Source organism: Paenibacillus oenotherae (genome assembly GCF_019443105.1).
Lineage (GTDB): Bacteria > Bacillota > Bacilli > Paenibacillales > Paenibacillaceae > Paenibacillus_Z > Paenibacillus_Z oenotherae.
The window spans coordinates 804884-828552 of the sequence record NZ_JAHZIJ010000001.1 but is presented as its reverse complement, the minus strand read 5'-3'; the positions used below and the strand labels follow the sequence as shown (position 1 = coordinate 828552).

Below are 23669 nucleotides of genomic sequence, written 5' to 3'. Positions count from 1 at the left end.
CCTTCTTTTTTTGGTATAATTTATAGGGTTGATACAGGAATTATCCATAATGGCGGTTGGGCGGGCGTGTGAGCACGCAAAGATTAAATTTTTAAATTTATTGAAGAATTATTGGTAATAACGGGGAAAAGCTTTATCTGAAGGCGATCTGATGCCGATATAGTTAACATGGCCCTCAATCAGGATTGCGATGATCTCAACGGAATGGGATTTTGTCGCAGGATTTAAGGGAAAGATGTTAATGATGTTGATAGGGAAAGGGCCCTCTGGCAGATCGACAAAGTAAAGCTGAACGTCGGGGTGATGGGAAATGATACAGAGAAAAAGAATTGGCGATTTGCTGATTGAAGCCGGACTGCTCACTCAGGAGCAGCTGAATACCGCTCTTGAGGAACAGAAGACATTAAAGAAACGGCTAGGCGACTTGCTTGTATTGAAGAACTACGTTACAGAACAGCAGATTATCGAAACACTGGAGATTCAGCTTGGCGTCTCCTACGTTCAAATCAATCACTTGGAAATGGACCCAAAAATCATTGCGCTTATCCCTCAGAAGCTAGCAGAGCGGCAAAAAGTGCTTCCTATAAGAATAGAAGGCAATAAGCTGATCGTTGCGATGAATGATCCATTGGATTACTTTGCCATTGATGAATTGCGGATGACAACGGGCATGAACATTACGCCTGTGATCACCTCGAAGGATGAACTGGAGCGGGCGATTGCCAGATACTACGGCTTTCAGGAGTCGGTAGACCAGATCGTCAAGCGTCTGGAGGAGCGGGAGCTTGATGACCCCGCGATGCTTCAGGATGAAGTATACTCACCGGTTGTTAAGACGGTGAACCAGATTATCGAGCAAGCGGTATCGATCGGAGCGAGTGATATTCACTTCGACCCGCAGGAAGACAGCCTGCGCATCCGTTATCGTGTGGACGGGGTGCTGCGTACGGAGAAGAAGCTGCCGTCCCACATGCAGAAGGTTATCTCCGCGCGGGTGAAGATTATGGCTCAACTGGACATAGCTGAGCGGAGACTGCCGCATGACGGCAGGGTTGAGCTGACAGTGCTCAACCGCAAGATCGACATCCGGATCTCGACATTGCCGACTATGTATGGCGAGAAGATCGTTATGCGGATTCTCGATTCCAGCAATAAGAACAACAAGATCGCCAATCTCGGGTTTACGGATCATAACCTGAGTCGGTTCAAGCAGAGCATTGACAGCGCTTACGGCATGGTCGTTATTGTCGGCCCAACAGGAAGCGGCAAGACGACGACATTGTATTCCGCGCTGACACATCTGAACTCGGAGGAAGTCAATATTGTAACGATTGAGGATCCTGTTGAGTATCAGCTGCTTGGCATCAATCAGGTACAGGTGAATCCGGGACCGGGACTGACCTTCGCAAAGGGATTGCGTTCATTGCTCCGGCAGGATCCTGACATCGCGATGGTAGGGGAGATGCGGGATGTGGAGACGGCGGAGATCTCCGTGCGGGCTGCTATGACAGGGCATCTTGTACTGAGCACACTCCATGCCAATAACTCCATCAATGCGATTACCCGATTGATCGATATGGGGGTTGAGCCGTTCTTGGTCGCATCGTCACTTGTCTGCGTTGTAGCCCAGCGGCTGGTTCGCCGGGTATGCAGGGAATGCGGACAGGATCATGATCCGACACCGGAGGAGCGTCAATGGTTCCAGGACAACGGAATTCCCGTTGAGAAGCTGAGGCGTGGAACGGGCTGCATTCGATGCTCCCAGACTGGCTATAAGGGCAGGATGGCGATTCACGAAGTGCTGGTGCTGGACGATACGCTGCGGTCGATGATTCTGCAGCGGCGGGCGGATACCGATTACCGGGAATACGCAGCTACGAAGGGTCTTGTTCCGATCATGGTGGACGGTCTTCATAAGGTGGCGCAGGGCCAGACGACGCTTCAGGAAGTGCTTCGAGTGACCGTGTAAAACGGTGTAAATATGAGAGGATTTTTATATTCGGAATTGAGTATAAAGGCCCAAAAACATGTTTACAAAAATTGAAGAAAAATGTTATGATTTTTACACCAGCTGGAAACGCTTTCATTCGTTTACTGCAAGGAGGTGAGAGCAGCTGCCCACGTTTAAATACACAGTTGTCGATCACAGTGGCGTTTACAAGAAAGGCACCATCGAATCGGAGAATATTCAACTGGCCAATGAGCAGCTTCGGGCACGGAGATTATGGATTGTTGAATTGGCAGATCCGCAGCAGAGCATCTGGAGCCGCGATATCGGATTTCTGTCGGCTAAGGTCAAGAAGGACCAGTTCACCCTGTTCTGCCGCCAGCTGGCAACGATGTACTCGGCAGGGGTTAACCTGGTTGAAGCAATCGAGATCGTAGCAAGGCAGAGCAGCAGTAAGCCTCTCAAGGCCGTGCTGAGCGAGATCATCCAGGAGATGAAGAGCGGCTCGTCCTTCTCGGCAGCGGCTGCACAGCATCCAAAGGTATTCAATACGGTCTTCGTACATATGATCGAAGCCGGTGAGGCGAGCGGTAATTTGGATGAAATGCTTCAGCGTGTATCGACGATGTTTGAAAAGGAGCATACGACAAAGGAAAAAGTAAAATCGGCCATGATTTATCCGATTGTAATGCTAATTGCAATTACGCTCGTAGTAGTATTTATGATGATATTCGTTGTACCGACGTATATGCAGAATTTCTTAGCAATGGGTGTCGAACTTCCATTGCCAACACGAATGGTTGTGGCTCTCAGCGATTTTTTAATTGGATACTGGTATTTTTTAATGCTTGGAATTATCATATTATCATTAGTGATAATATATTATCGCAAATCCGAAAGAGGGGCATATTCAATAGATTTATATAAGTTGAAGCTCCCTATTTTTGGTAAGTTGTGGCATAAACAGGCGGTCGCGCGTTTCAGCCGGACGTTTTCTTCTTTGAACCGTGCTTCTGTACCAATGCTACAAATACTCACAATTGTCTCTAAAGTGGCTGGCAATGAGGCTCTTGGTAAAGTTCTAATAGAAACACGTGAGAATGTGAGAGCAGGACATTCTTTAATTGAACCTTTACAAAAAAGCCCGCTATTCCCGCCTATGGTAGTGGAAATGATATCAGCTGGTGAACGGACAGGAACAATTGATGTCATGATGGGAAAACTAGCGGATTTTTACGAGTCAGATGTAGATATTATGGCTGATCGTCTTAAGGCATTAATCGAACCTTTACTCATTGTGCTAATGACGGTAGCTGTAGGGACTATTGTTTTAGCAATTATTTTACCTAGTTTTTCATTGATGGGGAACATGAAATGATTTTATAAGAAGTTTGTTAAGTATTCAGTTTGTGGACAAATTCGGACTCGTACGTGGATTCGAATTTCCAAATATTATTAAACTTATTCTAGGAGGAGTTACAATGTTACAAGCAGCAGTACGTTCAGCAAGGTTGAAATGGGTCAAAAATGAGAAAGGGTTAACACTTATTGAGTTACTGGCAGTAGTAGTTATTATAGGGATTATCGCGGCTATTGCTATTCCTTTGATAATGGGTGCGATCAACAATTCAAGAGTAAATACAGATGAAGCTACAGAACAAGCTTTAACAGATGCAGCTTTCAGGTTTATTATTGATCGAGAAGATACTTACAGCCCACTGGTTGGTGATCAAACAATAACTGTTGAAGCTCTAGTAACTAATAACTACATTCAAGCAGAACCGGTTAGACAGTCAGGAGCTAATGCTGGTGATGAATATGTAAGTGTTGTAGTGACTAGGACCGCAACCACCGAAAACTGGAGAAGGACTGCAATTAACTAAGCAATTATAATATATAAATTTATATCAGAAGGGTAACTCGAAAGAGTTACCTTTTTTCGAAAATATAAGGCAGGAGCATGAAATGTTTACTATGGAAATATTTTTAATCCTGATGGTGGGCATATTTGGCCTATTGATAGGAAGTTTTCTGAATGTCGTTGCTATACGGACACTAACAGGGGAATCAGTAGCCTTCCCTTCCTCCCATTGTATGGCATGTCATACAGCACTGAAACCTTATGAATTAGTTCCTATTTTAAGCTATGTTTTGTTAAGAGGAAAATGCAGATCTTGTAAGATCCAAATTTCTCCAGTATATCCGATAGGCGAACTTGTGACCTCGATGTTGTTCATGTTGTTCGCATGGAAGCTAGGCTTTCAGCTAGAGCTTATACCTGGTTTGATATTTATTTCTATTATGGTGATTATTGTACAAACGGATATTAAGAAGAGAATAATCCCTGATCGAGTGCTACTATACGGTTTAATAGTTATTGTATTATTCAGGCTGTTCATTTTTCATCCCTTGCCATTATGGAATTATACTTTAGCGAGTCTGATTGTGGGAGTTCTCTTATATACACTTGCAGCTGTAAGTAAAGGTGGTATTGGAGGAGGGGATATCAAACTCTTCGCTTTGATTGCTCTTTTTATGGGTATGAAAGCAACTTTGTTAACCTTGTTTGCGGCTAGCCTTATTGGTTTTCTATTTGGAATGCTTGGCAGGCTTCAACAGGAACGAAAGCATATCACAGCGATACCCTTCGGTCCATATATCGCCTTAGTGGGAACGTTTGCCTATTTATGGGGCGAGCCGTTATTTGATTGGTACTGGGGTCTGTTCACTTAATACTGCGACTGTGAAAGGATTGACGATTCTATGAAACAACAGTTACTCAATATATCAGGCCTCCGTCAACGTTTGCAGCGCAATTATCTTGGAATAGAAATTACAGATTTTTGCATTAAGCTTGTTGAGATTGAGCCTCAGCTTGTTGGTCTTCCTATTGTAAAAAATTGTATTATTGAACCCTTGGCTGATGGCACTATTTCGAATGGAATTATTGCAGATTCCGGATCAATCGTCCGTTCACTCAAGCATTTACTTTCCAATCATAAATTAAAGAGTAGATTGGTTCATTTTGTGATCCCTACTCAACTCGTTCTTATTCGCTTCCTGAAGCTTCCAGACATTGCTGAACAGGATCTGAGAAAAATGATTCAGTTTGAAATCGAACATAATTTGCAGCTTCCATTTGAAAATCCTCGTCATGATTTTGTTAAATTAAATGGGGATTTGAAAAAATCCAAGCGATCTGACATTCTTCAGAAGGAAGTTTCATTAAATAAACTTTTTAAACAAAAGAAGTCAACTGGCAGATCACCTGTATCTGTACTTCCTTCAGAGGGATCTGAAAATTCTCACCAAGCTGCTATGTGTGACGTCATGCTAGCTGCAGCTCCCAGCGAGCGTATAATTGAATTTGTCGAAGTACTTGAAGCGGCAGGATTGCAACTGCTTAGCTTTGAAATTAAGCCACTATCACTTTATAGGTTAATGACCGTTGCTTATCCAGCCAGCAAAGAACAGAGTATACTAATTGCAGATATCGGTAAAAACTACATGGAACTTGTCATCCTTCATCGAGGTGTCTTGAAAATTTCACGGAATATACCACTGCGCTTCCCAACAAACCAAGGTCTCTTCTATAAGGATGAGGATAATTCAATTGACGACTTATGTGCAGAGCTTGCCGATGAAATGGATCGTCTTATTAAATTTTATTTGTATACTTTGGATCATCGTGATCATCAGGTTACTAATGTGTATCTGTGTGGTGATATAAATGGATTGTATGATATTAGTGAATATTTAAACAATCAGATGCCACAAGAAGTATCGATTATGATGAATCCAGATTTTGAATCACAGTATCTTGATTTCGATTCAGAGTATCCCACCTTTGCTGTTCCTCTAGGTTTGGCATTAAGGGGGAAAGAGGCATGAATAATCTTAATCTCAATCTGTTGCCCCGAAAGCCATTTCTGAAGCAATATTTTAGGCAGCTATTTACGGTATTGATTATGGCAATCTTAATTCCTTTTGCGGTTATGCTTATAGGTTATATAACGGATTCGATTAATGAATCTTCTTTAAAGGCAGAAATAGCAGATATGGATAATCGCGTGCAAGTAATGTCTAAGAGGCTGCAGGTCAATCCTGTGACTGCTAGTTATGAAGAGCTTAGTAAGTCAGTTGATGAGTTAGAAGCTTTACAAACGGATTGGAAGCTTATTATTGACCGTGTTGAATTTTATTTGCCCGCAGAGGCAAAGTATATCGATATCTCTGGAAAGAACAATAATTTATTAGAGGTTAGCTACCAATTCAACCGAATGAGCGAAGTTATTCATTATATGGATCAGTTGGAACAGGAGCCGATGATTGATGATGTCAAGCTAACTTCGATATCAAGAAAGGGTGAACAATTAAATTCGTCTGCTTATGACAGAGGTTTTGAGCTTAGTATTAAACATACTGTCAATATTAGTATTGTATTTCACTCAAATGAAAAGTAGGGAGCGCCAATGAACTCATCAAACGTAGTATTAGGACGGAATACGTTAAAGCTGCCTATCATTCTTTTGATTTTCTCTCTTATTGGTGGCATTGGTTTGAACGTTGTTATTTATTTCGTCTATAACTCAAAGGCTAAGGTCGTCGAAGAATATGAGTTGGAGCGGGCGCGTCTTGAAAGAAGGATTAATACGTTGGAACAACAAAAGGAAGCTCGTGTAATAAAACAAGCTGATATTGACAAATTGCTCACTCGAGTGCCGGTACATGCTGAGGCAACTCATTATTTAACTAATTTGACAGAGGCGGAAAAAAAGAGTGGAGCAACGATTTTAAATATAAATGTAGATGAACCATCTGAAATTAAATTAAGCGAGCCTGCTGCAACGCAATCTGAACCAAATGCCTCGTCTTCAGAAACATCAACACAAACGGATGCAAGCAGTACTGACGTTATTCCAGCAAACCCAACACCAAAAGTAATGAGTCAAGACTTGCAACTTACCATTCAAGGCGAACCGGAGCAACTTAAAAGTTATTTGGAATCCTTGTTGGATCTAGAACGTTTAACAATTATTAATGAGGTTTCAATAAAGGTTAATACAGACGAACCATCGGAAATGTCTATAAACATGAATCATTATTGGGCGCCTGGATACGCCGAAGTGCTTGCACCAAATACTCAATCAAAAGAGAATTAAATCGATGATGAATACTAAGATTAGTGAGATTTGACAGTAAACTGAGATAGAATGCTGTCTTTCCAAGGTGTTCGATCCTTGTATTAAGGAAGTGAAATTTAATGCTAGATAATAGAAAGAAATTCTTCCGAGGGCTAGTGGCGAATGAAGAGGGCAGTGTTCTACTATACTGCTTGTTAATTCTCATTGTGCTAATGGTTGTTACTCCACTGATATTGATGAACGTATCTACTGAGAAGTTATCCAGTACAAGAAATGAAGATAATATTCTAGTCCATACGTTGGCTTCGAGTGCAATGGAGGAGTTTCTTACGCATATCGACAGCGGTGGAACGATACAGGCATCGATTCATAATTATAAAGGTTGGGGGACAAAATCTATTACTCTGCCTAATGGTAAAGTAGCGAGATTGGAGCAACAGGCTTACATAAATAATGTACTTGTAACGAATGTCTCAAGTTTAACCGAAGTTGATTTTGTGTCACCCGCTCCTGGGGTCACAGTGGTCATAAGGGCGAGTAGTGGTAAGTCAGTGGTAAAAGAATATCGTTATTTAATTAAGGGGACCAAATCAAGTCTTGTTATCAATCCAGATGCGCCAGTCAATGTGTCTCTGGATACTGATCCCAATAAATCCTATATATTAACAAAAGAATTGCTGGATGCTCCCAGCTTGAAAAACTTTGATCACGTGGGTATCGGTGGTGCTTCAGGTGCAATTGAAGTTTTTAGAGCCGCAGAACGTGCAAAGATTAATCAAGAAATAACGAATTTTAAGGCTAAGTCTGAGACGCATTTTATTAATAATGGGACTATAGTTTCAACTGTGAGTTATCCATCAGGTGCGGGGTTTGTTAAAGCTAACAGTATCAATTTCGATGCAGATGACATAACGTTAACAATAAATGGAAATTTATATGTAGCGGGTCCACTTGAATTTAACAAAAAGAGGGCAAAGCTCCATGTTACTGGGGATCTATATGTAGAAGGGATTGTTAGAACAAATAATGATGGGCCAGGTTATATTGAAGTAGATGGTAATATGTACGCGGCAGGTCATTTAAATGTACACAAAGATGGCGATAAATTGATAGTTGGTAAAAGATTATACGTCGGTGATGTTTTTGTAGTTAGCGATGCATTACACGGTATTGAATCGGAAATAAAAGCAGAGTCAATATTTGTTGCTAATGCTTTTGAAGTAAAAGGATATTCAAAATTAACAGTGAGTAAATTCATTACCGCTAGCAGAATGGATATGATAAATGATAAGTCGACGGATATTACTGCGCGCGATCTCTTTATCAAACATGATATTAAAGCATCTGGTGCTGGAGCTTTCAAACTAAATGTATCCGGCTTAATTGTAGCTGCGGATAAGATTGATTTCAATAATGACCCACCAAGCAACTCCTTCAGCCCGGCGGGGACATCAACTGCTCTTCAGTGCGGTAACGGAGGGGTAAATATATTTTCGGGTTGTAACGGGGGGATCAAGTATGATTATGGAAGGAAGTAGTATCTCAACATATAAGAAAGGAACCGCCTATCGCGGTTCCTTTCTTAGTACTTATAGAGTTTAACACTAGTCCTGACCTGGAAACTTCCGGGGGTATGCTTGCCGCCACTAGTTGTTGTTTTTGTACTAGGTTGGGATGTAATGGTAATATTAATTCGTTGGTTGGAACCATAGGAACCTATAATAGGTTGCGTTACTCCGCTTGCTGTGTAGGTATAGGAAGGGGCAACCACGACGTTATCGGCTAATTTAAACCCATTAATATAAAAACCCGAGTTCGATAAAAAACTAATATCGGCTCCAGCTGTAGTGTTACAAAATGATTCTGTTGAAGATCCCGCATTGAAATCATACAACCACAGTTCTTGTGTGGCTGCTGAATAATAAATTGCTTTATAAGATTTAAGACCATTCGCAAACGTTGAAAAACGTAGTTCATTATTATTATTTGGCTTATATACACTGTTGCTGTCTTGGAGACGTGCTGATATCTGGGATAGCGCATATGTAGCATCTTTCTGAGCATTGCGCCCATCCCCTCTTGAATAAGAAAGATCAGTTATTCCCATAAATAGGGCAATTGCTGTACTGAGGACAATAACGGTAATGGCTATACTTCCCAATACTTCGATTAATGTTAATCCACGGTCATTATTCATATGTATTGGCATCTGATTATCCTCCCCATGATACTGTCACCGAAACTAGATTTGGGCTCGTTGATGTCCCACTTCTTATTAATGCCTGCAGTGATACTTGATATCGCGATGCAATGGCTGGAAGGGTGATAGAAGTATTAGCTGCAGGGAGAGCCACTCTATTAATGATATAATTAAACCCGGCCTCTGACGTTGGTGTTTCTGTTCCTATCACGTATGTTGTACCGGATCTATAGTTATTGATCATTTCCTCAGCTATAAACAAGGCCTTATTACGATTATCGGTATCTTTGTTGGATGCCGCTGTGAATTGGGCGATACCAACGAAAGACAAAACAATAGCTGTTAAAATAACAACTGCTCCGAGTGCCTGGATCAGGGTTGTTCCTCTTTCATTCCGTAGCAGATTTTGAGCCATTGTATGCGCCTCCAATGTAAAATAATACATATCTTGATTATACCGCATCTAGCCGGAAATAGGTTGATTTTAAATGAAGAGATTCAAAAAAACAGCTGTTTTTCAGCTGTGAATTAACATTTTATTCCTGAATAATGTGCAAAGAACCGTTAGTAGCAGATGAGGCTGTCAAGTGATAGTCGCATGCGGACTGCATGCAGGAAACTCTTCACATTTGATAACGCAACGAACGCCATGCTCCCCGTCAGCATCTTCCAAACTACAAATCAATTTGAACCCGGCACTATTATCCAAAAGCGCGCAGCGCAAAATAAGCCTGACGGATTACAACACATCCCGTCAGGCTCATCTATAGCTAAAAGGTCAAGCCGCTAACCCGCTTGCTCAACACTACCTAAAATCACGCGGAATACGCCGCGCTACGCCCGTAAGTATAGCGGTCTCGATAACAGCGTGCCGCACCTTGTTGACGACATTCTCGTTGAACAGGCTGGGAATAATGTAATGCTCGTTCAGCTCGCTCTCGGAGACGACGGATGCAATTGCGCGTGCGGTTGCGAGCTTCATCGGCTCGTTGATCAGTTGTGCACGGCAGTCCAGGCAGCCGCGGAACAAGCCGGGGAATACGAGGACGTTATTGATCTGGTTGGGATAGTCGCTTCTCCCCGTTGCCAGCACCCGGACATGGGGCTGCGCCAGCTCGGGATCGATCTCGGGCGTTGGATTGGCCATCGCGAACACGATCCGATCCGGGCCCATGGATTGCACGGCTTCGACAGAAAGTACGCCGCCGCGCGATACGCCGATGAATACATCGGCATCATGGATGACGTCGCCAAGCAAGCCGGAGGCCGCTTCAACCTGTGGCTGCTCCGCCAGCCATTGCCACATCGGGTATTCGTACTTGCCGCCGAATACAATAGCGCCGTCGCGATCCACAGGGACGAGCTGCTTCACTCCGGCAGCCAGCAGCATTTTGCAGATGGATACGCCTGCCGCGCCAATGCCGTTCACGACGACACGGATCTGGTCGATCCGCTTGTTGACGACCTTGAGAGCATTCAGCAATCCCGCGATAACGACGATAGCAGTTCCGTGCTGGTCATCATGGAAGACAGGGATGTCCAGCTCCTGCTCAAGCCGCTTCTCAATCTCGAAGCAGCGCGGGGAGCTGATGTCTTCCAGATTAATGCCCCCGAATATGGGGCTGATCGCTTTGATTGTACGTATAATCTCTTCGGTATCCTTCGTGTCCAGACAGATGGGGAAGGCATCAACCCCGGCAAGCTGCTTGAACAGCATCGCTTTTCCTTCCATAACGGGCGCTGCGGCATGTGGGCCGATATCGCCGAGGCCAAGCACAGCGGTGCCGTCCGATACGACAGCGACTGTGTTGCGCTTAATGGTCAATGAGTAGGCTTTGTTCGTATCTTCGGCAATGGAGGTGCATACTTTAGCGACCCCTGGCGTGTACACCTTGGAGAGATCATCCCGATTCTGGATGGGGATCTTCGGTTGGGTCGTTATTTTCCCGCCCAGATGGAGCAGGAAGGTTCGGTCGGAGACGTTGATAAGCTTAATGCCGTCTTGCTGCTTTAGTGTAGCGACCAGTTCACTCTCTACGGTGTCTGCAACATCAATGGTAATATCGCGGATAGAGGTGTCTTTGCCTGGTCGAATGACATCGATGGAGGTAATATCGCCTCCCGCCTTGCTTATAGCAGCAGCGACATCACCGAAGGTAATTAGCTGATGATCAAGCTCAAGTCGTACGATAATACTGGAATTAGCCATATTCGGTACTCTCCCTTGTTATTGGTTAGTCAGCCTAACTCCTATTATAGCTCTCATTGATTGGAAATTATAGCCGAGGACCTAGCCCCCTGGTTCTGTCTGCTTTTCACGGGCTTGTATGCCAGGCTCGACTAATCCCAAAACAAGGGATGGGGCTGTCCAGAAAGTCTTTTTCGGAAATCTCAGTTCCTACTTTTAAGAAGCTGTACGATGTGGAGCGCCTGCGATATCAGACTGATGACGACGTACTCCTCTCCAAAGGTCGATCCGTCATTCAAACGCCGAGACAAGCGAGGATGAGCAGGCAAAACATGCGAAACCGCAGTTTTTTTCTCCTTTCTGACCCCATGAAGGTACAATGCCTGCCAGAGTGCAGGTATTGTACCTTCATTTCCCCTTAACGGCTGATTTCTCCTCAAATACATGCCTGATCGCAGGAATTTTACCATTTAGGCGTCTTGTTACCGAAATTCATGCCTATTCGCAGGCTTCTGACGTCACCCTACCTTCAAAACACTTGGAGAAGGGGGGCTCAGAAAGTGGTTTGATGATTCCAGAGTCTCCGCTATGAGTCCCCCTATATCATGAAAAAAGATACTTCCAGTCCCACCTTTCAGTGTTTTGGAAGCATCTTCTCACATGGACGGACTTACTGGATATTGGACTTTCTGGACAGCACCGTCCCTACCGTAGCATAACAGTTGAGGCCAGCATCAAGAAGGCGAAGTCAGACTCCTTCTGAGAAGCAGGGCTAGAGGCAGCCCTGCCACCGCGAAGATGGCTGCGAACATAAAAGCATCGTCGATGCTGAGTGTATAAGCGGTCGATTGAATCCACTGCACGCTCTCGGATGGAGTTGATTGCTGCAGGGCGGTTGTGTGCGTATCCATGCGTGTGTAGAAGATGGAGGTGAACAGCCCTAGCGCAAGTGCTCCGAATATTTGCCTGAGCCAGTTAATTAACGCCGATGCGTGGCTGTAGAACTCTGCGGGCACCGCCCGCATGCCCGCATTCATGGCAGGCGTCATCGACAGGCCGACCCCGATATAGCGGACAGCCATCCACAGCGCGACATAGGAGTAGCTTGTATCCAGCTCCAGGAAGCTGAATTTCCACGAGGCCAGCACGACCAGAACAGCACCGGCGAGCACAAGACGAAGCGGGCCGATCCGCTCATACCAATAGCCGGAGGCGATGGTCGCAACGCCGAGTGTCAGCGAAGGCAAAAGCAGCAGCAGGCCGACGTGAAAAGGCGACATTTGATGAATTTCCTGCAAATAGAGCGGGATGAAATAAATGCCGGAGTAAAGCCCGACGATGAGCAGCACGGCAGATACGGAGATGCTCGCGGTAAAGATGCGATTGCGAAACAGCCGCAGCTGCAGCAGCGGCTCCTTCGTGCGCAGCTCCTGCCGAATGAACAGCAGCAGCGACACGATGCCGACTGCAAGGAATCCGAGCGAGCGCCAAGAGGCCCATCCCCACTCATGAACCTTGCCAAGGAAGAATAAGAGGGACAAGCTGCCGACTACGGCATATGCCAGCCCTAATCCGTCCATTGCGCCCGGAATACGGGTGCGGTAAAAGGGAATGACCCGCCAGCCCATGAACAATGTGAGCAGACATAAGGGAACAAGCACGAGAAACATCCAATGCCAGTTGTGCTCCATCAGCCAGCCGCTGATCGTAGGCGCAAGTGCTGGTCCCAATATGGTGGAAGCGGACCACAAGCTGACAGCCATCGTTCTTTTGTGCTGGGGAACGACCTGGAATATGATCGTCAACGTGACCGGCTGGATTAAGCCGCAGAATAAGCCCTGCAGCATCCGGAAGCAGACTAAGCTATAGATATTCCACGAGATTGCGCATAGGATGGAGCTGATCAGCAGGCCGGCGATGGAGAACAAGAACAGATGCTTGTTGCTGAACCGGTCGCCGAGATAGCCGCTGAGCGGTGTAATGACGCCGGTCGTCAGCGTGAATCCGGTCATTAGCCATTGCACGGTCGCCAGATCGGAATGAAAGATACGAATGAATGACGGAAGGCTGACGTTCATGGAGCAGATGTTGTAGATCGAGATGAAGGATCCGGCAATAAGAATGCACAATACAGGCCAGTAATGCGTCAGTGTGAGATCGTCCTTGTGTACTGCAGCTGTAGTCAGCGCGATCACTCCCCTGATGGATGATATCAAAAAAAGAGACATGGCTGCCTCGTCCCAGGCTGCTGCATGTCTCCGGTAATCCGGTCGATCCATCATAATTCCGATTGATTCAATTGGATAACTGTGCGTTTTATCATAGCAGCACTTTTATTTGAGTGTCAACCCTAACCTCTTTCTTCAATAATGCGTGTTTTTGCCCCTATCATCAGCAAATCCGGGAATAACAGCGATCGGAAGATCATTCTGCCTGCGCGGCGGCTTCTGTTCCGATTTTTAGCAAAAAAACTGTTGACACGATCCATTCGTGAGAGTAGTATGTTTTTAAATCAGAGTAAGTTGATAGGAATTATATAAATAAAATCGACCGGACTTCCGGAGAGACGCTCATCGTGGAGATGAATGCGTCTTTTTTTATACCCTCATCGGCTCTTTGACTGACATTATCTCGCTGTGGAACAACAAATTAACTTTTGGAGGTCGTCATTATGAAGAAATCAGCTCAAAGGCTCCTAAGCATCGCAGCAGCACTTATTCTTACAACATCAATCCTGTTGACAGGATGCGGTAATAAAGAAACATCAGCAGCAAACGGCTCAAACAACGGCGGGCTGGAGGTGACAGAGCTTCGTTATCAGGGCGGCGCAGGTTCGGTGACTTTTCCTGAATTGGCGGAGGATCTCGGTTATTTGGCTCCATTGAAGCTCAATTATATCGGGAATACGATCAGCGGACCGCAGGACATTCAATCTGTCGTAACCGGGGATACCGACTTCGGAGGTGCATTCAACGGGGCGATCGTCAAGCTGCTGGCAGCGAAAGCGCCGATTACACCGGTTATTGCTTACTACGGGGTGGATGACAACACATGGAACGGCTACTACGTGCTGGACGGCAGCCCTATCAAGTCGGCCAAGGATCTGATCGGCAAAAAAATTGCTGTGAACACACTGGGCGCGCATCATGAGTTTGTCATTAAGGAATATCTGCACCGTGCCGGATTAACGGCGGATGAGATCAAGCAGGTCACATTGGTCGTTGTGCCGCCGATTACAGGTGAACAGACGCTTCGCGCCAATCAGGTCGATGTGGCGACCCTAGGCGGCGTGCTTAGAGATAAGGCGCTGGAACGCGGCGGCATTACACCGCTGTTCACGGATAAGGATTTGTTCGGGGTATTCAGCGCAGGCAGCTATGTGCTCAAGAGTGATTTTATTAAGGAGAATCCGAATACGACACGCAAATTTGTTGAAGCGACAGCCAAGGCGATTGAGTGGGCGCGGACGACTCCCCGGGATGAGGTTGTGGCCCGGTTCGAGAAGATCATTGCAGAGCGCGGACGCAAGGAGGATGCGGGCAATATCAAGTATTGGAAGAGCACGGGAATTGCCGGCAAGGGCGGGCTCATCAGTGATAAAGAGTTTGATACATGGGTGAATTGGCTTGTCAAGGAAGGCACGATTGAAGAGGGCGAGCTGGAGGGCAAGAACCTCTATACGAATGACTTCAATCCATTTCTGAATGAGAAATAACAAATATGCCGGAGAGCGTGGTGGTTGAGAATGACAGCGAAAATCAGCATTCAAAACGTACAGAAGGCGTTTCGGATCAAACGGAATTTGGGCCATCTCAAGGAGGTGCTCCAGCCGATATCCGCTCTTCAGGATATTAATCTTGATGTGAAGCAGGGCGAATTTATGGTTATCGTCGGCCCGAGCGGCTGCGGCAAATCAACATTGCTTGATCTGCTCGCGGGCTTGACCAAGCCGAACAGCGGACAGATTCTGCTCGATGGCAAGGCGATTACGGGGCCGAATCTGGACAGGGGAATCGTATTCCAGCAATATGCTCTATTCCCGTGGAAGACGGCGCTTGCCAATGTGGAATTCGGCCTGGAGACGAAGGGTGTGGGACGGAAGGAGCGCAAGCAGATTGCGCAGGAATATATCAACCTCGTAGGATTAGCAGGCTTCGAGCACCGGTATCCACATGAGCTGTCAGGCGGAATGAAGCAGCGGGTAGCCATCGCCCGCAGCCTCGCCTACGATCCGGAAGTGCTGCTGATGGATGAGCCGTTCGCTGCGCTGGATGCGCAGACACGGGAGACGCTGCAGAGCGAGCTGCTCCGCATATGGGAAACGACGAAGAAGACGATTATTTTCATCACGCATGGCATTGAAGAAGCGGTCTATCTGGGACAGCGGGTGGCGGTTATGACCTCCCGTCCGGGACGCATCAAAGAAGTGATCGATGTTCCATTCGAAGCGCGAACGTCCGAGGAGGATCTGAGATCTAATCCGGAGTTTGTGAAGATACGGCATCAGATATGGGATTTGCTCAAGGATGAGGTGCATCGCGCACAGGAGCAGGAGAAGGATAAGACGTTGAAGGCAAATAGTGCAAAATCCAATGTTAAAGGGGTGGCTTCCGATGGCTAACTCAACAAGTACAGGGGAAGTGCTGGTTCGTTTTGAGAACGGCAAGCGGGCGAATGAGGCGCTCAGATGGTCTTTATTCCAATTAAATAAAGGCTTCAGAATATCGATCGCGATTATCGGCTTTCTATTTCTCTGGGAGGCGGCACCGCGACTGGGTCTGGTCAATACGACCTTCCTGCCCCCGCTGACAGAGGTGCTTCAGGCTTGGTGGCGTCTGCTGCTGTCAGGAGACTTGGCTGATCATACCATAGCGAGCTTGACGCGATCGGTCGGAGGCTTCCTTCTCGCTATTGCAGTCAGTATCCCCATCGGGCTGGCGATTGGCTGGTGGAAGCCGGTGGCGCAATATTTGAACCCGCTGCTGGAATTGTTCCGCAACACCGCAGCGCTGGCTATTCTCCCCGTCTTTATCCTTCTGCTGGGACTTGGCGAGACGTCGAAGATTGCCATCGTCTTCTATGCCTGCGCCTTTCCGCTCCTGCTCAATACGATTAGCGGGGTGAGGAATGTCGATCCGCTCTTGATCAAATCGGCGCGTTCGATGGGCTTATCCTCGCTTAGCCTGTTTCGCAAGGTGATCCTGCCTGCTTCGGTGCCCACGATATTCGTCGGTATCCGGCAGGCAGGGGCGAGCTCCATTCTTGTGCTGGTAGCAGCTGAGATGGTGGGGGCGAAGTCGGGTCTTGGTTATTTGATCCAATATACGCAGTTCAGCTTTCAAATTCCGGAGATGTACGCGGGCATTATCTCGATCTCTGTCATTGGCTTGATCATTAACTATCTGTTGGTCCTGGTTGAGAAGAAGCTTACTGCATGGAAGCAAACCTATAGCGAGTAGATTCAATTTGGCGAGAGGGCGTGTCATGGCGATGAGTAAACATAAACGGCAAATGAATTTGAATGTATTTCTGATGAACGTCGGCCATCATGAAGCGGCTTGGCGTCATCCGGGGACAGAGCCCCAGCATATAACCGACCTTGGCTATTTCACCCGGCTGGCGCGGCTTGCGGAGCAAGCGAAGTTCGACTCGCTCTTCCTCGCCGACATTCTGGCCGTGGGCAAGAACGTCAAGCATGGCGCGGCTTTGGCCGGACTTGAGCCCTTCACCTTATTGTCTGCTCTGGCGGCAGTTACCGAGCGGATTGGACTGATCGGAACGGTGTCCACGACCTACAACGAGCCCTTCCATGTCGCGCGCAAGTTCGCTTCGCTGGATCATATCAGCAAGGGTCGCGCGGGCTGGAATATCGTCACCTCCGGCAGTGATATTGAGGCGAACAACTTTAATCAGGACGCGCATCCCGAGCACAGCAAACGCTATGACCGCGCCGCTGAGTTTCTGGATGTGACGACAGGACTGTGGGACAGCTGGGAGGATGACGCTATCGTGATCGACCGGGAATCCGGTACGTTCTCGGAGGGGGCCAAGGTGCATGAAATCAATCATGACGGTCATTTCTTCCAGGTGCGCGGCCCGCTGAACGTTCCGAGATCGCCGCAGGGCTATCCCGTACTGGTGCAGGCAGGTTCTTCCGAGGATGGAAAAGAATTCGCCGCCCGCTATGCGGAGGCGATCTTCACAGCCCAGCAGACGCTCGGTGAAGCGCAGCGGTTCTACGCCGATGTCAAAGGAAGATTGGGCAAATACGGACGCCATCCCGACGAGCTCAAAATATTGCCGGGCATATCCGCGATCATCGGGAAGACAGAGGCGGAAGCGAAGGAAAAGGAGCAGGAGCTGCATGAGCTGATCATACCGGAGTATGGGCTCAACCAGCTGTCCAATATGCTGAAGGTGGATCTGTTCACCTATCCGCTGGATGGTCCGCTCCCTGAGCTGCCTAATGTGGAGGAGATTAACGGGAATAAGAGCCGGTTTCAATTGGTGGCTGATCTGGCACGGCGGGATAACCTGACGATTCGACAGCTGATCCAGCGTTTGGCCGGTGGGCGGGGACATCGAACCTTTGCCGGTACAGCGGTACAAATCGCCGATGAGCTGGAGGAATGGTTCACGCAAGGGGGCAGTGATGGCTTTAATGTGATGCCGCCATATTTGCCGGAGGGATTGGAGGCTTTTGCCGAAGAGGTTATTCCCGAGCTGCAGCGCAGAGGCTTGTTCCGCACCCAATATACGGGCAGCACGCTGCGTGAGCATTACGGCCTGAACAGACCGGTCAACAAGTTCGTTAACGTTCCATTGTCCCGTGTATCGGGCGTGTGACGGGAAAGTGATAGATAGCCAAGAAGCGCAGAGGAGCGATCAAGATGAGTAACGAGAAAAGACAATTAAGGTTGGGCGCCTTCCTGATGACACCGGGTCATCATGTAGCTGCTTGGCGTTATCCCGATACAGAAGCATCGCAGGTGCTCAGCCTCGGCTTCTACAAAAGATTAGCGCAGACCGCCGAGCGCGGCAAATTCGATATGCTGTTTCTTGCCGATGGTTATGCGGTCTCGGAAAACTATCCGGAAGCGATATCGCAGACCGTCACCGTGCGCCCTGAGCCGATTACGCTGCTCTCCGCATTGTCTGCTGTGACAGAGCATGTCGGGCTTGCCGCGACAGTATCCACTACGTACAATGAGCCCTTTCATGTGGCGAGAAAATTCGCTTCGCTGGATCATTTGAGCGGCGGGCGCGCTGCCTGGAATGTGGTCACCTCAGCCAATCCGGCCGAAGCGCTTAATTTCAATAAGGATCATCATCTGCTGCATTCCCTTCGTTATGAGCGGGCGGAGGAATTCCTCAATGTCGTGACTGGACTGTGGGACAGCTGGGAGGATGATGCCTTCCTATATGACAAGGAGAACGCGGTATTTGCTGACAGGAGCAAGCTGCATACGTTGAATCACAAGGGAGAATGGTTCACCGTTCGCGGACCGCTTAATGTGGCGCGTCCCGTACAAGGCCATCCCGTAGTCATTCAAGCCGGTTCATCGGAGCCGGGCAAGGAGCTGGCGGCGAGAACTGCCGAGGTGATCTTCACCGCATGGCAGACGCTGGAGGAAGCGCAGCAGTTCTACAGCGATGTGAAGGGGCGCTTGGCCCAATACGGCCGCTCGCCTGACGAGCTGAAGATTATGCCCGGCGTCTTCCCTATTATCGGCAGGACGGAAGCCGAGGCGCTTGAGAAGAAAGCTAAGCTCGAGGAGCTGATTCCTCTGGAGGCAGGTGTCAGCCTGCTGTCCAGCTTGATCAGCTTCGATCTCTCGCCGTATCCGGTGGACGGACCGCTGCCGGATCTGCCCGAGCTGGAGCAGATTAATGGCGGCAAGAGCCGCTTCACACTGCTGAAGGATCTCGCGGAGCGGGAAGGACTGACGATCCGCAAGCTCTATCAGCGGATAGCAGGTGCTCGCGGCCACCGTGAAATTGTCGGAACACCTGTCCAGATCGCGGATCAGCTGGAGGAATGGTTCGTCAATGGCGCTGCGGACGGGTTCAATATTATGCCTCCTTATCTGCCGGGCGGACTGGAGGACTTTGTTGATCTTGTCGTTCCGGAGCTTCAGCGCCGGGGACTATTCCGCACTGAATACACCGGAGCAACATTAAGGGACAATCTGGGCCTGAAGCGGCCAGTGCATGCAGCCTCCGCTGTTGCGTCAACCGGTGCTGCTTCTGCAGAAGCAGCAGTCTCGGTCGCTGTTGCATCAACAGCAGAAGCAGCAGTCTCGGCCGCAGTTGCATCAACAGCAGAAGCAGCAGCCTCGGCCGCAGTTGCATCAACAGCAGAAGCAGCGGCCTCAGCCGCAGTTGCATCAACAGCAGAAGCAGCGGCCTCAACCACTGCTGGATCAACAGCAGCGGCTGCATCCGCCGCTCTGACATAGCATAGCGCAGCAATAACTGAAGGCAGGAAGGAGAGATGCAGAATGGGACTGCACCTGGCAGGGAAAGCGGCAATTGTGACTGGCGGCAGCGCGGGAATCGGGCTGGCCATTGCCAAGTCGCTATTTAAGGAAGGCGTTCATGTTGTGATCGTATCCCGCAATCTCGCCAAGCTCAATGAGGCCAAAGCGGCAATCGAAGCCCAGGACGGGGTGAAGGGCGGTTCACCTAAGGTTGTTGTCGTTGATGGGGATTTGAGACAAGCGGAGACCGTACAGCGGGCAGCGGAAACGGCAATCAGCCATTTTGGAGGCATTGATATTCTGATCAATAACGCCGGATCTGCGCGCGCGGGTTCATTCCTGGACCTGACAGATGAGGATTTCACCGATACGTGGAATCTGAAGCTGCTTGGTTATATACGCACCATTAGAGCAGTTTTGCCTCACTTTATTGAGAAGAAGAGGGGGAGTATCGTCAATATTGTCGGAGGCGCAGGACGGACGCCTTCGCCAACGTTCCTGCCTGGCGGGACGACTAATGCCGCATTGCTGAATTTTGCCAAGGGGATTTCCAGGGAGCTGGCGAAGCATGGGGTGCGGATCAATTCTGTCTCTCCGGGCTTGACCGATACGGAGCGGGCAGGAGTGCTTGCGGAGCAACAGGCGGCAGCCAAAGGAATTACGATCGAGCAGCAGCTTGCAGAACGGGCGGCTGACATTCCGCTCGGACGAATTGTAGACCCGCAGGAGATCGCAGATTTGGTGCTGTTCCTTGCATCTGACAAGGCAGCCTCAATTACAGGAGCGGAAATTTTGGTTGACGGTGGACAGCAGCCGGGTGTGTAGATGATAAAATGCTTCCGAAAGTCAAGGCTGAAGCCTGACTGCGGAAAGCTCTGAGGAGGTAATAGGTATGAGTACAGTTGAACAGAACAATGTTGTTGAGGAAACAGGTATTGAGATCCTTCCGGTTGCCGGACGGATTGGTGCGGAGATCAGAGGCGTCAAGCTGTCTGCAGATCTTGATCCAGGGCAGGCGGCGGCAATTCGCGAAGCTTTGCTCAAGTACAAGGTCATCTTCTTCCGTGGACAGAACCATCTTGATGATGCGGGGCAAGAGTCTCTTGCCGGTCTGTTCGGCGCACCTGTAGCTCATCCTACCGTGCCGATCAAGCAAGGAACGGATTACCTGCTGGAGCTGAATTCCGCACATGGAGGAAGGGCAGACTCCTGGCATACGGATGTATCCTTTGTGGATGCGTACCCGCAGGCGTCCATCCTTCGTTCGATTGTCGTGCCGGAATCCGGCGGGGATACGGTATGGGCGAATACGGCTGCGGCTTACGAGCATCTGCCCGAGCATTTGCGTCATTTTGTCGATGGACTATGGGCCGTTCATTCCAATGAGTATGATTATGCGGCGCAAAAATCGGATATCCCGGAGGAATCCGCCCGCCACTATAGAGAGGTGTTCACCTCAACCAAATACGAGACGGAGCATCCGCTTGTCCGCGTTCATCCGGAGACGGGAGAGCGCACACTGCTGCTGGGACATTTTGCGAAGAAAATCATCGGGTTGTCCTCCGCGGATTCGGCCAATCTGATCACGCTGCTGCAAAATCATATTATCCGGCCGGAGAACACGGTGCGCTGGCGCTGGTCGGCCGGTGATGTCGTCATCTGGGATAATCGCGCTACCCAGCATTATGCCGTGAATGATTATGGTGATCAGCAGCGGATCGTCCGCCGTGTAACGGTGGATGGCGATGTTCCGGTAAGCATTGATGGACGGAAGAGCGTAACGAGAGCAGGCGCTCCCTCTCATCCCTCTCAATCGGCAGCGAATCATATAGAAGCGGCTTCATAGAAGCGCAGCAGGGCCGGACAGAAGAACGGATGAGCTGACGAACTGAAATAAAAAACGTTCTGCACCTTGAATATTGATTCAAGGACAGAACGTTTTTTAGCTTGCGCGGAACTAGATTTTCATGACGCCGCCAGTGCTGGCGGATGTAACAAGATGGGAGTAACGGGCAAGGTAGCCGCGTTTGATCTTAGGCTCGAAGCCTTTCCAGTTAGCGCGGCGGCGATCGAACTCCTCATCGCTGATGAGCAGGTTCATTGCGCGGCCTTCCAGATCAAGCTCGATAATATCGCCATCTTCAACGAAAGCGATTGGTCCGCCCTCGGCTGCTTCCGGAGAAACGTGGCCGATGCTGATCCCGCGGGATGCGCCGGAGAAACGTCCGTCTGTGACAAGACCGACCTTCGCTCCAAGTCCCATACCGACGATTTGCGACGTAGGAGCAAGCATCTCTGGCATGCCTGGTCCGCCTTTAGGGCCTTCGTAGCGGATAACGACGACATGGCCTTCTTTGATCTTGCCGCCTGCGATGCCAGCAAGCGCTTCGTCCTGGGAGTCGAAGCAGATTGCAGGTCCTTTATGGTAGCCGCCGACAGATTTGTCTACAGCTCCTACCTTAATAATAGCACCGCCCGGCGCGAGGTTGCCGAACAGGACGGCAAGGCCGCCGCGCTCGCTGTGCGGGTTGTCCAGTGTATGAATAACATCGGTATCTTTAATCTCACAGCCTGCTACATTCTCGCGTAGCGTGTTGCCGGTAACGGTGAGACGGTCGCCGTTAAGCGCGCCTTCCTTCTTGAACAGCTCGTTGATGATTGCGCTGACGCCGCCAGCATTATGCACATCTTCGATGTGGTAATCAGACGCTGGAGCGATCTTCGCCAGATGAGGCACGCGAGCAGCAACTTCGTTGATGCGCTCGATTGGATATTCAATGCCTGCTTCGTGCGCGATAGCCAGTGTATGAAGAACAGTGTTGGTCGAACCGCCCATCGCCATATCGAGGGCGAACGCGTTATCGATGGACTCAATCGTAACGATATCGCGCGGCTTAATGTCCTGCTCAATCAGCTTCATAAGCTGGCGAGCGGACTGCCTAACGAAATCGCGGCGCTCAGGCGCTACGGCAAGAATCGTTCCGTTGCCCGGCAGCGCAAGGCCAAGGCCTTCTGCGAGACAGTTCATGGAATTGGCGGTGAACATGCCGGAGCAGGAGCCGCAAGTCGGGCATCCGTATTGCTCAAGCTCAGTCAAGCTCTTCTCGTCGATCTTGCCGGCCTGGAATGCGCCGACGCCTTCGAATACGCTGGAGAGCGAGATTGCGCGTCCGTCTGATGTGCGGCCCGCTTTCATCGGTCCGCCGCTCACGAGCAGTGCCGGAATGTTGACGCGAAGCGCGCCCATAATCATGCCGGGCGTGATTTTGTCACAGTTAGGGATACAGATCATGCCGTCGAACCAGTGCGCATTAACGACTGTCTCTACGGAGTCTGCAATAATCTCGCGGCTGGCAAGCGAATAACGCATGCCGATGTGGCCCATCGCGATGCCGTCATCAACGCCGATCGTATTGAATTCAAAAGGTACGCCGCCTGCTTCGCGGATGGCTTCCTTAACGATTTTGCCGAATTCCTGAAGGTGAACATGACCCGGTACAATATCAATGTACGAGTTGCAAACCGCGATGAACGGCTTGTTGAAGTCTTCTTCCTTAACGCCTGCAGCACGCAGCAAGCTGCGGTGCGGAGCCCGGTCGAAACCTTTTTTAATCATATCTGAACGCATTTTTTTTGGCGCCATTCCTGTCCCTCCCAAGTAAGTTCAATAGCTATTAGTCTACCACAATGGACGTGGATTGGCTAGGAA

General features: G+C 48.8%; 20 protein-coding genes. 15 read left to right on the top strand and 5 right to left on the bottom strand.

Features of this window, described 5'->3' with window-relative positions; translation table 11 throughout:
- The first annotated feature begins 310 nt into the window (after positions 1-310).
- The 8 genes from K0T92_RS03685 (at position 311) to K0T92_RS03650 (ending at position 8630) form a co-directional block, all read left to right on the top strand.
- Positions 311-1969, top strand: a complete 1659-nt coding sequence (locus K0T92_RS03685) for a GspE/PulE family protein (RefSeq protein WP_219871035.1) — start codon at positions 311-313, stop codon at positions 1967-1969.
- A 268-nt stretch (positions 1970-2237) separates the two neighbouring features.
- Positions 2238-3326, top strand: coding sequence for a type II secretion system F family protein (locus tag K0T92_RS03680; protein WP_246627812.1), 1089 nt, complete (start codon positions 2238-2240; stop codon positions 3324-3326).
- 103 nt (positions 3327-3429) lie between these two features.
- Positions 3430-3831, top strand: coding sequence for a prepilin-type N-terminal cleavage/methylation domain-containing protein (locus tag K0T92_RS25240; protein WP_219871034.1), 402 nt, complete (start codon positions 3430-3432; stop codon positions 3829-3831).
- Positions 3832-3913: 82 nt separating this feature from the next.
- Entirely contained in the window at positions 3914-4681 is a 768-nt protein-coding gene (locus K0T92_RS03670; RefSeq protein ID WP_219871033.1) for a prepilin peptidase, read from the top strand.
- A 30-nt stretch (positions 4682-4711) separates the two neighbouring features.
- Positions 4712-5839, top strand: coding sequence for a type IV pilus biogenesis protein PilM (gene pilM / locus K0T92_RS03665; protein WP_219871032.1), 1128 nt, complete (start codon positions 4712-4714; stop codon positions 5837-5839).
- Positions 5836-6411 carry a hypothetical protein gene (locus tag K0T92_RS03660; RefSeq protein ID WP_219871031.1) on the top strand — a complete coding sequence of 192 codons (576 nt, stop codon included), beginning with the start codon at positions 5836-5838 and terminating at the stop codon, positions 6409-6411. The genes pilM and K0T92_RS03660 overlap by 4 nt, the downstream gene beginning before the upstream one ends.
- Positions 6412-6420: 9 nt before the next feature.
- Positions 6421-7110 (top strand): hypothetical protein, encoded by a 690-nt coding sequence (locus K0T92_RS03655; protein ID WP_219871030.1) that lies wholly within the window; start codon positions 6421-6423, stop codon positions 7108-7110.
- A 101-nt stretch (positions 7111-7211) separates the two neighbouring features.
- Positions 7212-8630 (top strand): hypothetical protein, encoded by a 1419-nt coding sequence (locus K0T92_RS03650; protein WP_219871029.1) that lies wholly within the window; start codon positions 7212-7214, stop codon positions 8628-8630.
- Positions 8631-8674: 44 nt separating this feature from the next.
- On the opposite strand, the gene K0T92_RS03645 is transcribed toward K0T92_RS03650, so the two are convergent.
- From K0T92_RS03645 to K0T92_RS03630, 4 genes are all read right to left on the bottom strand, one after another.
- The gene (locus K0T92_RS03645) at positions 8675-9301 is read right to left on the bottom strand and encodes a PilW family protein (protein WP_219871028.1); all 627 of its coding nucleotides are present in this window, start codon (positions 9299-9301) and stop codon (positions 8675-8677) included.
- A 4-nt stretch (positions 9302-9305) separates the two neighbouring features.
- Positions 9306-9707, bottom strand: a complete 402-nt coding sequence (locus tag K0T92_RS03640; protein WP_219871027.1) for a type IV pilus modification PilV family protein — start codon at positions 9705-9707, stop codon at positions 9306-9308.
- 390 nt (positions 9708-10097) lie between these two features.
- Positions 10098-11501, bottom strand: coding sequence for an NAD-dependent malic enzyme (locus K0T92_RS03635; RefSeq protein ID WP_219871026.1), 1404 nt, complete (start codon positions 11499-11501; stop codon positions 10098-10100).
- A 713-nt stretch (positions 11502-12214) separates the two neighbouring features.
- The gene (locus K0T92_RS03630; protein ID WP_246627811.1) at positions 12215-13762 is read right to left on the bottom strand and encodes a DHA2 family efflux MFS transporter permease subunit; all 1548 of its coding nucleotides are present in this window, start codon (positions 13760-13762) and stop codon (positions 12215-12217) included.
- 389 nt (positions 13763-14151) lie between these two features.
- Here K0T92_RS03630 and K0T92_RS03625 point away from each other — a divergent pair, with 389 nt between their 5' ends.
- From K0T92_RS03625 to K0T92_RS03595, 7 genes are all read left to right on the top strand, one after another.
- Positions 14152-15195: an ABC transporter substrate-binding protein gene (locus tag K0T92_RS03625; protein ID WP_219871025.1), complete on the top strand. Its 1044-nt coding sequence runs from the start codon at positions 14152-14154 to the stop codon at positions 15193-15195.
- Between the two features lie 30 nt (positions 15196-15225).
- A complete protein-coding gene (locus tag K0T92_RS03620; RefSeq protein ID WP_219871024.1) occupies positions 15226-16101 on the top strand; it encodes an ABC transporter ATP-binding protein in 876 nt (291 codons plus the stop codon).
- The gene (locus K0T92_RS03615) at positions 16094-16939 is read left to right on the top strand and encodes an ABC transporter permease (RefSeq protein ID WP_219871023.1); all 846 of its coding nucleotides are present in this window, start codon (positions 16094-16096) and stop codon (positions 16937-16939) included. Before K0T92_RS03620 ends, K0T92_RS03615 begins: the two co-directional genes overlap by 8 nt.
- 31 nt (positions 16940-16970) lie before the next feature.
- Positions 16971-18326, top strand: a complete 1356-nt coding sequence (locus tag K0T92_RS03610; RefSeq protein ID WP_219871022.1) for an LLM class flavin-dependent oxidoreductase — start codon at positions 16971-16973, stop codon at positions 18324-18326.
- A gap of 44 nt (positions 18327-18370) precedes the next feature.
- A complete protein-coding gene (locus K0T92_RS03605; protein ID WP_246627810.1) occupies positions 18371-19939 on the top strand; it encodes an LLM class flavin-dependent oxidoreductase in 1569 nt (522 codons plus the stop codon).
- Between the two features lie 42 nt (positions 19940-19981).
- The gene (locus K0T92_RS03600; protein ID WP_219871021.1) at positions 19982-20785 is read left to right on the top strand and encodes an SDR family oxidoreductase; all 804 of its coding nucleotides are present in this window, start codon (positions 19982-19984) and stop codon (positions 20783-20785) included.
- Between the two features lie 67 nt (positions 20786-20852).
- Positions 20853-21806: a TauD/TfdA dioxygenase family protein gene (locus tag K0T92_RS03595; RefSeq protein ID WP_219871020.1), complete on the top strand. Its 954-nt coding sequence runs from the start codon at positions 20853-20855 to the stop codon at positions 21804-21806.
- 111 nt (positions 21807-21917) lie between these two features.
- Here K0T92_RS03595 and ilvD read toward each other — a convergent pair whose 3' ends face one another.
- Positions 21918-23603: a dihydroxy-acid dehydratase gene (gene ilvD, locus K0T92_RS03590; protein WP_219871019.1), complete on the bottom strand. Its 1686-nt coding sequence runs from the start codon at positions 23601-23603 to the stop codon at positions 21918-21920.
- Positions 23604-23669 lie beyond the last annotated feature (66 nt).